Source organism: Streptomyces abyssalis (assembly GCF_001751365.1).
GTDB classification, from domain to species: domain Bacteria; phylum Actinomycetota; class Actinomycetes; order Streptomycetales; family Streptomycetaceae; genus Streptomyces; species Streptomyces abyssalis.
This window is the reverse complement of the sequence record NZ_LJGT01000038.1, coordinates 1,426,061-1,439,260: the sequence shown is the minus strand read 5'-3', so window position 1 is coordinate 1,439,260 and position 13,200 is coordinate 1,426,061. Positions and strand designations below refer to the sequence as shown.

Below are 13,200 nucleotides of genomic sequence, written 5' to 3'. Positions count from 1 at the left end.
ACTACTCCGTGAGGCGGTCCGCTTCGGCCAGCAGCAGATCGCCGAAGGGCTGAAAGCCGATACTGCAGGCGTAGACGCCGCTGACGACCCGGTGAACGGTTCCCCATTCCCAGATGGCGGTGGCATCCACGCCCGTGCGAGAAGCCAGTTGCTCAGTCCGCGCCCGGAGGTCATCGCCGAGGTCCGGGTTGCAACGCACGATTGTGCCGAGATCGCATGCCGGTTCGGCCCGCAGCCCGGTTGGATCGATGAGCTTGTAGCCGCCGTCACTCGCCTGCAGGGCGTTCATCTCGTGGATATCACCGTGGACCAGAACCGCGGATCGATCGTCGTGGGCGAGTCGACGACGGCTCAGGCAATTCAGCGCGTCCGCCACAGTGGCCGGCGAACACGGTCGTCCCGCCTGCTCCCATAGTCCTGGCAGCCGCTCAGCGTACTGCTCAGCCAACTTCGCGCCGGTTGGAAGATCGATGCCGGGACCGACCGGACGCCACAGGCGGACCGCCGCTTCGCACAGCAAGTTGTGGCGGCTTGCAGGATCGGCGACGGTGTCGTGCATCGGAGCCCCAAGGCGCTCCAGCAGAAGGGCTTGTCGCTCCAAGTCTTCGCCCAGCAGCTTGGCGCATCCCTCTCCGTTCGCCAGGCGCAACACCACGGCCTCCTGCCCGATGTCCCGACCTGGCACACCGATCTTGAGGACCGCCGGAGTTCCGTCGACAAGCGTCACTTCGAGGACCAGGGCGGCGTGACCGCCCGCGAAGCCGGCCCCGGTCGTCAGGGACCACCTTCGGGCCAGCGAGTCGACCACGCCTGGCAGCTCGTCCAGCCAGGACTCGTTCCCGTCGGCTATGACCGTCTTGCGGACCTGGTCAGGAATGTCGAGGCTCATACCGCCAACCTAAGGCCGTGATCGCATTGGTTCGCCGATTGGTTCAGGCTGCTGTCCCGGGGGCCCGCCCCTGCGGGAGTGCCCGCCCCAGCGAATGCCTTTCTCGTTGCGGATGCGGGTGGGTTCCTTGCGTTCGCGGCCAGAGGCCGGACCGGGTGGTGCGGTGGTGCCCAAGTGCCCGGTCGGGCCCTTGCGTTCGCCCTAGAGGTCGAGCTGGTAGCCGGACTCCGTGTGCGTGGGCGCGTAGCCGAGGCTGTCGTTGATGCGTCTCATGTGCGTGTTGCTTTCGGCGGTGTCGGTCAGGAGGCCGCCGAGGTCCGGATACCGCGCTCGGGCCTGCCGGACCGACTCGGCCTTCATCCACCGGCCGAGCCCGTGCCCGCGGTGCTCGGGCAGCACGCCGGTGCCGTAGTGCATGCCGTCGCCCGTGCCGTTCCCGGGGACGACGAGTTCCGTGAACCCGGCGACCGAGCCGTCGGAGGTGTCGAGTGCGACGACGGTGTGCAGCCGGTCGCCGCGCTCTTCGACGGCCTTCGCGGCTGCCCGCACCCGGTCCACGTCCCAGGTCACGGTGGGGAGTTCGGCGTCGTCCACGGGCATGTCGTCCATGGCTCGGCGCACGGCTGCGAACGTACGGGCGAGGTCGCCGGGGACGGTCCCCTGCCAAGACGCCAGCCGGTAGCCGGGATGCGGACGCTCGACGATCCCGGCGAGGCCGGTGGTTGCTACGTCCGCGAGCGGCAAGCGGGCGTACCTCAGGGTGAGGACCTTGCGGAAGCCGCGGGCGCGCAGGAAGCGTTCGCCTGGCGATCCGGCCACGGCCCGTGCGGCGAGGCAGCGTCCGGCATCGCTGCGTGCGGCGGCCACGGCGGCGTCGAGGAGCCGGGAAGCGACGCCCTTGCGCCGTTCCACGGGATGCACGTGGACGGCCAGTTCGGCCAGGTGCGCCTGTCCGGCATCGGTGGACAGGCGCAGAAAGGCCGTACCGACGGGAACGGAAGAGGCGTCGGACGCCAGCCATGCGAGGCGCCGGCTGTACGGCCCGTGCCGGGGGTCGGTCAGCGGGGTGATGTGAAGCGGCAAGGTGTCTCCGTCGTGAAGGGGTACATGAGGTCGGTACGCGGGCTCGACTGCTCGGCACTCCTGCGCATGTGCTCCACACCTCCTCTTCGACGGTGCCGGTCCGGGACACCCCGGACGGCTGGGAGAACGTAGACGGCCTGACGCGTCCCCGGCAAAGGGTTATCGCCACGGTGCCGCGTGCGACCGTGTGTTGCTCCCTCTCCGGGACCGGTCAGCACCTGCTGAGTTCGCGAACGACCGGCACACCTGCCGGCACGCACACTGCTCAGGACGGGCTGTCGCCGTGGCAGCGGCGGTGCAGTTCGTGCACCTGCTCCGCGAGGGCCGGTACCGGGCCCTCCACCACTACTCCGGGCGCGACCTCCCGGACCGGGAGGGTACGCACGGGAGGCGCGGGGACGCCCAACTCCGCCAGCCAGGCCGCCAGTTGCTCGGACGAGCTCACGTACACGATGCGGCCCAGTCCGACCCAGCCGTGCGCCGCGGCGCACATGGGGCAGTGCTCACCGGAGGTGAAGACGGTCGCCGCCGCGCGCTCCTCGGGAGTCATGTTCGCCGCTGCCCAGCGCGCCAGCTCGAACTCCGGGTGGCGGGTGCGGTCGCCGAAGGCCACGCGGTTGCGGTCCTCCGCCAGCGCCGTGCCGTCCGCGGCGGCGAGCACGGAGCCGAACGGCTCGTCGCCTGCCTCCAGTGCCTCGGTCGCCAGCTCCACGCAGCGGCGCAGGTGCCGCATCTCGACGTCGTCCACCGTGCTTCCCCCAGAGTGTGACCTTCGCGGATGCCAAGCGTACGAGGGGCCGGGCGCCGGTGACTCCGTTCCGGCGGGCAGGCCGGCCCGGCGGCCCGGCGCAGACCGGCCCCGCCATACGCGGCTGAGGTACGCGGCTGATCAGTCGAGGCAGAACTCGTTGCCCTCGGGGTCGGCCATCACGATGTGCCCGGTGAGGAGCGGCGGATCGGGTTCGTGACGCTCGAGCCGGGTGGCGCCGTGCGAGACGAGCCGTTCTGCCTCCGCCTCCAGGACGGCCATCCGCGCTTCGCCCTCCAGTCCGGGGGCGGCCCGCACATCGACGTGCATCCGGTTCTTCGCCTGCTTGCCCTCCGGCACCCGCTGGAAGAAGAACCGCGGCCCCGACCCGTCCGGATCGGCCACGGCCGAGGCGTCGTTGCGCCTCTCGGGCGGCACGCCCATCGCCTCCAGTGCCTGCTCCCACGAGGCGAAGCCCCCGGGCGGGTCCTGCAGCCGGTAGCCGAGGGCCTCGGCCCAGAAGGCGGACAGTCTGGCCGGGTCTGCGCAGTCGAGAGTGATCTGGATGTCGCGGGCCATCTCAGCTCGCCTCCTCTTGGGTCCGGTCCGGAGTACGGCTCGGGAGTTGCCGGTGGGCGTGCAGGTGGAGGTCGCGGAGCAGGCACACCTCCGACAGGTGGTGGATGAGCTCGCGGTTGATGTGCAGCACGAGCGCTGAGAGCGGACGGTCGGCGTACGGTCCCTCGGCGTCCCCGCACGGGCGGGCGAGGCCGGCTTCGCCGAGGGACTCGACCCCGGCCAGCCACGTGGCGTACTCGGCGTCGAGCTGTGCCAGCGCCTCGCCCGCGGTCTCCGCGTACTCGAACGAGTTGTAGTCGGTGGGCTCACGGCCGAAGTGCGAGGCGCTGCGCATGGCGAGCACGCCGACGATCACGTGGCCGAGCCGCCAGGCGATCGTCGCGAACGGCGGAGGATCGGGCTCCGGCATGGCGAAGTCGATGGTCATGGCGCCGGATCCGCCCTGCACCGGTGCGGAGCCGGTGCCACGCCGCCGCACGCTCCAGCAGTCGGCCACCGGCTCCCAGAAGTACTCGTCGTCGGTGAGCCCGTCGAGGCGCGCGCGAAGCTGGTGGGTCCAGTGCCAGTCGATCTGGTCTCGGAGCTGGAGGTTCCAGTTCTGGTCGGTCATGAGGACAGCCTGGCGCGTGTTGCGGACAGCTTCGTTCCGCAACGTGTGGGAGACGAGTGAGCGCGTGTCAGCGCCGGGCGCCGCGGCCGTACGGAGCCTCGGATCGGCCCGCGGACTCCGGCCCGACCCAGCCGGAACCGGGCAGGACCCGGGCGGGACCCGGGCCGGGGCTCAGTAGCCGATGGGGAGCCCGGCGTAGTTCTCGGCCAGGCCGGCCGCGGCGCTCGGCGAGCGCACCACCCATTCCAGTTGTGAGCGCTGCAGTTGGGCGTCGAAGGGATCGCCGGTGACGTGCAGCATGCTGGTCATCCACCACGAGAAGTGGGTGCCGCGCCAGACCCGCCGCAGCGCCGTCGCGGAGTAGTCGTCCGCAAGGCGCGGGTCGCCTTCGCGCAGCAGTGCCGCCAGCGCCCGGGAGAGCAGCGCAACGTCGGCCACGGCGAGGTTCAGTCCCTTGGCACCCGTCGGAGGGACGATGTGGGCGGCGTCGCCGGCCAGGAAGAGCCGGCCGTACCGCATGGGCGTCGAGACGAAGCTCCGCATCGGCAGGACGGACTTGTCCGTGATCCGCCCGGGCTTCAGCCGCCACCCGTCCTGCCCGTCGCCCAGTCGCCGGGCCAGCGCTTCCCAGATCCGGTCGTCCGGCCATTCGGCGACGTCCTCGTCCGGGTCGACCTGCAGATAGAGGCGGCTGACCGAGGGCGAGCGCATGGAGTGCATCGCGAAACCCTCGGGGTGCCAGGCGTAGATGAGCTCGTCGGTGGACGGAGCGACGTCGGCCAGGACTCCCAGCCATGCGTACGGGTACTCCCGGCCGAACGAGCGGCGCGCACCGTCCGGGATGGTCCGGCGTGCGGGGCCGTGGAAACCGTCGCAGCCGGCGACCACGTCGCAGTGGACGCGGTGAGGACTCCCGTCCGCATCGACGAAGGTCACAGCGGGGCTGTCACCGTCCAGGTCGTGCAGGGCGACGTCGCTGACCTCGTAGTAGGACTGCTGACCCGCTGCGGAGCGTGCCCGCATCAGGTCACCGGTGATCTCGGTCTGCCCGTACACCCACACCGACCGGCCCACGAGCGAGTGGAAGTCGATGTGGTGGCGCTCGTGCGGGAACTGGAGGTAGATCCCCCGGTGCTCCATGCCCTCGCGGCCCAGCCGGTCGCCGACACCGGCGTCGCCGAGCAACTCGACGGTCGAGTGCTCCAGCATTCCGGCACGGATGCGGCCTCGTACGTACTCGGGCGCGCGGTTCTCCAGCAGGACCGACTCGACGCCTTCACGGTCGAGCAGATGGGACAGCAGCAGCCCGGCCGGGCCGGCCCCGATGATCACCACCTGGGTACGCGTCCTCCTCACGAGCGGCTCCCGCGCAGGTGCGCCGGTACGGCCACGAGGGCCAGGACGGCGAGGACCGCGGCCACGGAGAAGGCGTAGAAACCCCAGGGGTAGGCGATCCCCGCGCTCACCAGCAGGCCGCCGAGGAAGGGGCCGACGATGGCACCGAGGCGTCCGACGCCGGCGGCCAGGCCCAGGGCGGTGCCGCGTACCTCCGCCGCGAACAGGTGGCCGACGAAGGCGTACACGAGCACCTGGGCGCTGAAGACGAAGACGCCGGCGAGGAAGACCGCGGCGTACACGACCGCCGTCGACTCCATCTTGACCGACAGCAGCGCCAGGAAGACGGCCGAGACGGCGAACCAGAGCAGCACGGTCCGCTTGTTGCCCCGCGCGTCCGAGACCCGCCCGGCGATCAGCAGGCCGGCCACGGCACCGAGGTTGAGCGCGAGCAGCAGGCCCAGCGAGTCACCGAGCGAGTAGCCGGCGGCGCCCATGATCTGCGGAAGCCAGGTGTTGAGCCCGTACACGAGGAGCAGGCCCATGAACGAGGCGATCCAGATGCCGAGGCTCACGCGCAGCAGCCGGCCGCGCATGAGGGCGGAGGGCCGCACGGGCGCTTCGGCAGGAGAAGCGGCCGGGGAGGCGGCAGGGGAGGCGCTCTTGCCGCGGGCCTCCAGGAACGCCTGCGACTCCGGCAGCTTGACCCACATCAACGGCAGCGTCAGCAGCCCGGCGACCCCGCCGATGACGAACATCGCCTCCCAGCCGAACTCGGGGATGACCACGATCGCCAGCACGGCGGTGAGCACCGCGCCCACGTGGTAGCCGGTCATCATCTGCGTCACGGCCGAGCCGCGGCGGCCTGCCCGCGCGTACTCGGTCATGTACGCCAGTGCGGTGGGCAGGCAGGCGCCCAGGCCCAGGCCGCTGAGGAACCGCAGGGCCACGAAGGTGGTGATGTTCGGGGCCCAGGCGATCGCGAGGGTCAGCACGGAGAACACCGCGATGCAGGTCAGCAGGCTGGCACGGCGGCCGAACCGGTCGGTGAGGGGGCCGATCGCCACCGCGCCGATTCCGACGCCGACCAGCCCGAGAGTGGCGGCCGTCGTGAGGGAACCGGAGTCGAATCCGAGCGCGTGCGACTCGGTGAGCGCGGGGATCACCGCTCCGAGCACGACCAGGTCGAACCCGTCGAGCGCGACCGCGAGCCAGCAGAGCAGAACCGGCCAGAACCCGCCCTGGGCTGCGCGGGCGGCGCCCGACGCCGCGGCGGAGTTCGTGGCGGAAGGGGGCACCGGGGAACTCGGGGACGTTGACGACATGGTGTTTCTCCTTGTCGGGGTGACCGACATCGTGGGGCGTGGCACACTCCACGCACAGCACTGTCTTTCACTGGGCGGAAGCCGATGTCCGGAAACAACAGTCAGCCGGGTCGCACCGTGGCATCACGCATGCTGGCGATCCTCGACGCGTTCGACTTCGAGCACCCGCGGCTCTCCCTCTCCGAGCTCGCCCGGCGGGCGGACCTGAGCCTGCCCACCACCCACCGGCTCGTCGGCGAACTCACGAGCTGGCGCGGCCTGGAGCGTGAGGACGACGGCAAGTACCGAGTGGGGCTGCACCTGCTGGAGCTGGGGCTGCTCAGCGGTGTGCACACGCGCCTGCGCGACGTCGCCATGCCGTTCATGCAGGAGCTGTACGAGGCCACCAGGGAGAACGTCCATCTCGCCGTACGCGACGGCGACAAAGCCCTGTACGTGGAGAAGCTCACGGGCCACCGGTCCGTACCGATCATCTCCCGTACCGGCGGACGACTGCCGCTCCATACGACCGGCGTCGGCAAGGCGCTGCTGGCCTGGGCCTCACCCGCCGTCATCGACAGCCATCTCGGCCGGCAGCTGAGCCGCCCGACGAGGTACTCGATCCGGGAGCCGGGCCGTCTCCGACGTGACCTGCGGCGCACGCGGCGGCGCGGGTTCGCCACCACGCGCGAGGAGATGACGCTGGGCAGCTGCTCGGTCGCGAGCCCGGTGCTGGTGGACGACGAGCCGGTCGCAGCCGTCGGCGTGGTGGTCCGCTCCAGCAGTCTGGAACTGGACCGGCTGGCTCCGCCCGTACTCGCGGCCGCACGCGGCATCGGCGCCCGGCTCGCGGAGGCCGGCGACGACCCCTATCCCGGTTACGTACGGGACCACACCCCGCGGCCAAACCGCTGAGCCGGGCGGCTCCTTCGGTGCCGCGCGGTCAGCCGATCGGGCATGTGTCGCGGGACTCGGTGATGAGGCCCGTGCTGGGAAGCCGGCAGAGGGAGGCGGCTGAGCCGGAGTCGCCGGCGACGAAGTGGCGGAACCAGGCGACGACTTGGCGGGTCACCAGTCCGTCGGGCGGAGTGGCCACGAAGTGGTCGCCCTTCAGCTCCAGGTACGCCTTCTCCCCGGCCCCGCTCAGACCGTCGTAGAAGGCCTCGGCGTGGTCCGTGACAGGGGCGATCTCGTCGTTGTTGCCGCCGATGACGAGCGTGGCCGCCTTCACGCGGGGCCAGTCGCGGCGGGTCTCCTCGTACGGAGTCAGCGGTACCGCCGCCTTGATGTCCGGGTTGCGGGACGCGGCGAACAACGCACCGCCGCCGCCCATCGAGTGGCCCATCACACCGAGGCGCTTGTCGTCCGTACGGTCCGCGGCGGCGCTGCGTCCGGTCGCGTAGTCGAGGGCGTCCAGCAGCTGGCGGCCCCGCTGGGACGGCGAGTCCTCCAGCGTCTTCGTGTTGAAGGTGATCACCACGAAGCCGTGCGAGGCCAGCAGTTCCCCGTACGGCGTGACCATGGACTCGTCCGCGCCGAGCCCCGGTGAGGCGGCGATGACCCCGAAGTCACGGCCGGTGTCGTCCGGGTAGTGGACGGTGCCGCTGCCGAAGTCGCCGTCCACGTCGCCGGGCGAGACGGTCTGCGTACGTACCTTGTACGGGCCCTTCCCCGGCCCTTCGACGTCGCGCTCGGGCGGGGCCTCGCCCGGGCTGCTCTTCGGCGGGGGATTCTCAGGCGGCTCCCCGGCGCAGGCCGAGCTCGCCACGGCAGCGGCAAGGAGGGCTGCGGCGAGCAGCCCGGCGGCCTTGCGGCGCCTGGGAGCTGGGGCGTCAGCGGCAACTCGTGCCATGACCATGACCGTACGAACGCCCGGGCGCACCGGCAACCCCCGGAGCACGCCTGCGGGGTCTGAGTTCGGCGCCCCGCGTTCTGCCCTCGGCAGAGCCGGGTGCCGGACGGCGCCGCAGAGCCATGGGCGGGCCGCCCGGTGGGTAGTTTCGGCGCATGCTGCGGGAGTTTCGGTTTTCACACGGGCTGGAGAGCTACGAGTCGTACGACGCGGTCGTCGCGGAGTGCCGCCGGGCCGAACGGCTCGGTTACGACGCCGTGTACGCCGCGGACCACCTCGGCATCGCGGCCCCCTTCCCGCTGCTCGTCGCCGCCGCACAGGCGACCGAGCGGCTGAAAGTGGGGACCCTGGTGCTGAACGCGGCCTTCTGGAACCCGGCGTTGCTGGCCCGGGAGGCCGCGACCGCCGACATCCTGACGGGCGGACGGCTCGAACTCGGCATCGGTGCCGGGCACATGAAGTGGGAGTTCGACGAAGCGGGCATCCCGTGGCGGGCCTTCGGCGAACGCGCGGATCATCTGCGCGACACCGTACGGGAGTTGGGACGGCTCTTCGCGTCGGACGGCTATGAGCAGGAAGCCGGCATGCGGACCAGGTTCGGCCTCCCCGCCCTGCGTCCCGTACAGCGGACCGGGTTCGACGGAGCGGGGCCGCCGCTGATCGTGGGCGGCACCGGTGACCGGGTGCTGGACATCGCGGCGGAGTACGCGGACATCGTCGGCATCGCGGGGGTGTACCAGGTCAGAGGCGAGCCGCCGGGGACGATGCGGCTCGGTACCGCCGCCGAGGCCGACGAGCGTGTTCGTCACGTGCGGGAGCGTGCGGGAGCGCGGGCCGACCGGGTCGAATGGCAGGCCCTGACGCAGATGGCCGTGGTGACGGAGGACCGGCAGGCGGAGGCGGAGCGCCTTCTGGAGCGGTTCGGCCCGTCCATGAGCCGGGACGAACTCCTGGAGTGCCCCTTCGTGTTCATCGGCACGGTCGAGGAGATGGCCGAACAGGTGATGCGCAACCGCCGGCGGTACGGCTTCACCCACTACACCGTGCACGGCCCGTACGCGGAGGCGTTCGCCCCCGTCGTCGCCCGCGTACGGGAGCTCGCGGCCCGCGGCTGAACGGACGCGCACGGGCCTGAGCCCGGCCCCCGCCGGGCACGGCGCGCACATGCACGCGGCTGAGCTGCCCCGCCGGGCACGGGCCCGGAGCCGAAGGCCCGGAGCCCGGGCCCATGCCCCGCACGAGCGGCGGTGGCACGGGCCCGGACGGCCAGGTCAGGCCTCGCCGCCTCCCTGACGGGTGCCGCTCTGCGGCCCCCACCCGGCGGCAGCCGGGCCGGACGTCAGCGAACCGTTCAGCTTCGGCATCAGCTGGGCCGTGAGCAGCGTCGAGAGCGCCGAGTTGTCCCCGCCCCCGCCGTCGGTGCGGACGACCACGGGCTGCGGGGCACGCCCGGCGAGGATCGCGCCCACCTCCAGCCGCCTGCGGGCCAGTTCGTACTGGAGCACCGCACGGTTGTCGCGGTAGGCCTGCGCCAGACGGCGCTGCGCACGGGACTCGTTCTCGGCGGAGATCAGGCCGCTGCGGCCGCGGGTCTCGATCTCGAAGCGGACCTTCTGCGCGTTGGTCTCCTGCTCCTCCAGGAGCTGCGCGACGTCCTCGCGCGCCTTGTTGAGCGCGGCCTTCACCTCGACGATGCGGGCGTCCCGCACCTTCTTCGCCCGCTCGATGTCCATCTGCAGGCTGTCGATCCGGCGCTTGCGCGTCAGACCCCATTCCTGGTCGTACGCGGTGCGTTCCTTGGCGACACGTTCCCGCGTGGCCAGGTGCTGCTGGTACTGGGCCGGCAGCTGGACGTCCGGGATGTTGGAACCGGTGATGCGCACCCCGTAGCGGGCGAGCTGGCGGTTGAGAAGCTCCTGCATGTCGGCGACGTCGGAACCGCGCAGGTCGTACGCCCGTTCCGTCTGGACCAGCCGCGCGCGCTGCCGGATGGCGTCCTGCACCGCCTGGGAGAGCACCAGGTCGAAGTTGCCGGCGCCGATGGTCCGTACGAACAGGACCGCGTCGGTGATGCGGAACTTCAGGAAGAACTCGATCGAGCGCAGCGGCACGTTCTCCCGGGTCGGGCAGGCCATCACCGGGGCCGAGTACGGGATCTCGGTGGCGGTGTCGACCACGAAGTCCACCCGGGACCAGGGGTGCCAGAGGTAGTGGCGCCCGGGGTCGAGGGTGCGGCTGACGGCTCCGTAACGGGTGAGGACACCGGCTGTGCCCTGCTCGATCTCCGCGATGGAGGAACGCCACCACCACAGCACCCCGGCCAGCACCAGGAAGGCACCGGTCGCGTAACTCACCGTGGCGAGCGCGCCGTAGGCGATGTCGGCCGCGCCGCCGTCGCCGGACTCCTTCAGCGTGAACATCACGCCGGTCAGCAACGCGAACAGCCCCAGCCAGATCAGCAGCAGCCACCACAGCCTGCGGGTGTGCTTGGGGATGATGACGGGGACCAGCTTGTCCGTCTCGCCGCCGCGCAGCAGCTGACGGATCTCGCTCCAGGGCGCGACCTCTTCGGAGATGACCGACCTGCGGTTGCGTGTGGCGCTCATTCTGCGGCCTCCTCGGATGCGGCGTGGACGTCTGCTGCCGTGACGCCCGCTGCCGTGACGCCGGCGGCGGTGCCGTCTGCTGCGGTGCCGTCCGCTGCCGCGCCCGCCGGCGCCGGCACCGTCGGGCGCTCCGCCTCCAGCAGCGCCTCGATCTCGCCCTCGCGGGAGCGGATGCGCTCCGCGACCTCCTCGAGGCGGGTGCGCACGGCCGCCATGTCCTCCTCGGAGAACAGCTCCGTACCCTGCTCGCCCACCAACTCCCGTGCGAGCGCGAGGAAGTCGACGCCGACGCCGCCGTCGGCCTCCGAGCCGCCGCCGATCCGCACCAGCCGCGGAAGGTGGTCGGCGACCTGCTCCAGGGTGTCCAGAACCTGCTGCTGATAGCGGTACTGAAGGATCTCGGGTGCCTCGGCGGCCGTCACCGCGCGGATGTCCAAGGCCTGGGCCTCCAGCAGCGCCGCGTTGGCCTTGGCCTCGGACTCGGCCTGTACGTAGCGCTGGCGGGCCGTCGCCTCGGCCCGGTTGGTCTCACGCTCGACCGCGGTGTCCATCTGCGCCTGGTACTGCGCGATGTCCGCCATGATCGCCGACAGCGTCTCCTGTCGGGAGGCCAGCTCCTTGGTCAGATCGCCCTCGTCCTGCTCCTTGCGCAGGTGCAGTGCGTACTCGTGGGTGTAGGCGTCCTTGGCGACGCGCACCATCTCCGGCGAGGCCAGGTCCATCCGGTAGCCGCGGTCGGACGGTTCGGCGTGCGTGATGTTGGCGTTGGTCAGCTCCACCGCGGGACGGAACTGCTGGTTGACCTGCTCCAGCAGGCGGCCGGTGTCCTCGCCGACCATGTCGTAGATCTCCGCGGCCTCCTGCTCGTAGATGAGGCTGCGGATCGTCTCGCTGACGGCGTTGCTGAGCTTCTCCTCGAATCCGCGTACGGCGCCGAGCGTGTAGACGAACTCCACCGGGTCGCTGATGCGGAACTGGATGAACAGGTCGATGGAAGCCTTGACGCCGCCCTTCGTGGGGGCCTCGCGCACCGGAGCGTTGAACGGGTACTCGCGGGTGGTGTTGATGATGTACGACACCCGCTTCCACGGGTTCAGCAGGATCACCCGGCCCGGGCCGACCACCTCTTCCAGCTTCCCGAAGCGGGTGATCAGGGCCTGGCAGCCGTCCGGCACCATCACCATGCCCTGCCGCCACCACACGAAGCCGACGGCGGCCAGTGACAGGACCCAGTAGTGGATGCCGAAGACGGGGTGAGTGAGCAGCGGGCTCCCCGCGGCGGACGCGACGGCGCCGCCGACGGCTCCCAGCACGAGCAGCATCAGTACGGGCAGCATGCTCACGAACGAGCGGCCGCGGGGCAGGGCCATCGGGCAGATCGCATGGACCTTGCGGCCGTCCTCCCGGCGCTGCTCGCTGCGGTTGAGCACCTCCCGCGCCTCGTCCATGGACACGGTCTGCTGCGTCATCACCGTGTCGATGCCGCCGCCCTGCTCGCGGGCGGCCGGGAAGTCGGCGGGGTCGAGCCCGTCGTCGCCGCGCGGCCCGTCCGAACCGCCGCCGCCACGCCCTCCGTCCGGCACCTGCTGCACGACGGCACCGCCGCGGCGCCGCAGTTCGCCCTCGGCTGCTTCGCGCAGCTCCGGATTCTCCGAGACCGCTTTCGCGACTCTCTTCACGCTCTGACTCACGCAGTTCCCCCTCTTCGCATGCCGTCCGTCCGCCGGGTGCCGGGGCGGTGGTGCCGATGGGGGCCCACCCAGCGACAGCTGGGCGAGGATGCCGGTGTCCGCCGTACGCGGTCGTACGCCGGTGCCGCAGGCGAATGCCGTACGCCGTCCGTGCGTCACGCGGTCATGTGCCGGTGTCTGCAACCGTTCCGACGCAGTGCGCAGGCGATGCGCCCCCCGATCGGTGAACCGCCTCCTACCCCGCCTGCCGGCCGGATACCGGTACACCCGCGAGCCAACCTACACAAGCGCAGCGCCTCTCCCCACCGGGGGCGGGGCAGCTTTTCGAAGTGACGCTGCGTCAGTTCTGCTCAGCACGCACTCACCGAATACGAGATCGACACGAAATCTCCTCGACCGGAGGGCCCACGTACGATCCACCGTTCCAGGCTGGCGCGGCGGCCTCTCGCCGGCCAGGAGGAGTGGCGCCCAATACGGCCCTTCGGCACCGGTTCCCGGCGATG

General features: G+C 71.3%; 12 protein-coding genes. 2 read left to right on the top strand and 10 right to left on the bottom strand.

From position 1 onward, the window contains the following. Position 1: 1 nt before the first annotated feature. From AN215_RS13610 to AN215_RS13580, 7 genes are all read right to left on the bottom strand, one after another. On the bottom strand, positions 2-889 hold the full coding sequence (locus AN215_RS13610) for an aminoglycoside phosphotransferase family protein (protein WP_070009345.1): 888 nt from the start codon (positions 887-889) through the stop codon (positions 2-4). 201 nt (positions 890-1,090) lie between these two features. Beyond that, positions 1,091-1,972 carry a GNAT family N-acetyltransferase gene (locus tag AN215_RS13605; RefSeq protein WP_070009344.1) on the bottom strand — a complete coding sequence of 294 codons (882 nt, stop codon included), beginning with the start codon at positions 1,970-1,972 and terminating at the stop codon, positions 1,091-1,093. Positions 1,973-2,237: 265 nt separating this feature from the next. Continuing rightward, positions 2,238-2,705: a nucleoside deaminase gene (locus AN215_RS13600; RefSeq protein WP_070009568.1), complete on the bottom strand. Its 468-nt coding sequence runs from the start codon at positions 2,703-2,705 to the stop codon at positions 2,238-2,240. Between the two features lie 156 nt (positions 2,706-2,861). Next, positions 2,862-3,299: a VOC family protein gene (locus AN215_RS13595; protein ID WP_070009343.1), complete on the bottom strand. Its 438-nt coding sequence runs from the start codon at positions 3,297-3,299 to the stop codon at positions 2,862-2,864. Between the two features lies 1 nt (position 3,300). After that, on the bottom strand, positions 3,301-3,909 hold the full coding sequence (locus AN215_RS13590; protein WP_070009342.1) for a DinB family protein: 609 nt from the start codon (positions 3,907-3,909) through the stop codon (positions 3,301-3,303). Between the two features lie 171 nt (positions 3,910-4,080). Then, on the bottom strand, positions 4,081-5,265 hold the full coding sequence (locus AN215_RS13585) for a 4-hydroxybenzoate 3-monooxygenase (RefSeq protein ID WP_070009341.1): 1,185 nt from the start codon (positions 5,263-5,265) through the stop codon (positions 4,081-4,083). Next, positions 5,262-6,569, bottom strand: coding sequence for an MFS transporter (locus tag AN215_RS13580; protein WP_079122954.1), 1,308 nt, complete (start codon positions 6,567-6,569; stop codon positions 5,262-5,264). The genes AN215_RS13585 and AN215_RS13580 overlap by 4 nt, the downstream gene beginning before the upstream one ends. Before the next feature lie 117 nt (positions 6,570-6,686). Here AN215_RS13580 and AN215_RS13575 point away from each other — a divergent pair, with 117 nt between their 5' ends. Then, on the top strand, positions 6,687-7,463 hold the full coding sequence (locus AN215_RS13575) for an IclR family transcriptional regulator (RefSeq protein WP_216093800.1): 777 nt from the start codon (positions 6,687-6,689) through the stop codon (positions 7,461-7,463). Positions 7,464-7,491: 28 nt separating this feature from the next. On the opposite strand, the gene AN215_RS13570 is transcribed toward AN215_RS13575, so the two are convergent. Beyond that, positions 7,492-8,400: an alpha/beta hydrolase family protein gene (locus tag AN215_RS13570; protein ID WP_070009566.1), complete on the bottom strand. Its 909-nt coding sequence runs from the start codon at positions 8,398-8,400 to the stop codon at positions 7,492-7,494. A 155-nt stretch (positions 8,401-8,555) separates the two neighbouring features. Between AN215_RS13570 and AN215_RS13565 the strand changes: the two genes are divergently transcribed. Continuing rightward, complete coding sequence (locus AN215_RS13565; RefSeq protein ID WP_070009339.1) at positions 8,556-9,515, top strand: TIGR03621 family F420-dependent LLM class oxidoreductase; 960 nt, start codon at positions 8,556-8,558, stop codon at positions 9,513-9,515. Between the two features lie 156 nt (positions 9,516-9,671). On the opposite strand, the gene AN215_RS13560 is transcribed toward AN215_RS13565, so the two are convergent. Together AN215_RS13560 and AN215_RS13555 are read right to left on the bottom strand one after the other, a co-directional pair. Next, entirely contained in the window at positions 9,672-11,006 is a 1,335-nt protein-coding gene (locus AN215_RS13560) for an SPFH domain-containing protein (protein WP_070009338.1), read from the bottom strand. Beyond that, on the bottom strand, positions 11,003-12,475 hold the full coding sequence (locus AN215_RS13555) for an SPFH domain-containing protein (protein ID WP_420856104.1): 1,473 nt from the start codon (positions 12,473-12,475) through the stop codon (positions 11,003-11,005). Before AN215_RS13555 ends, AN215_RS13560 begins: the two co-directional genes overlap by 4 nt. Between the last annotated feature and the right edge of the window lie 725 nt (positions 12,476-13,200).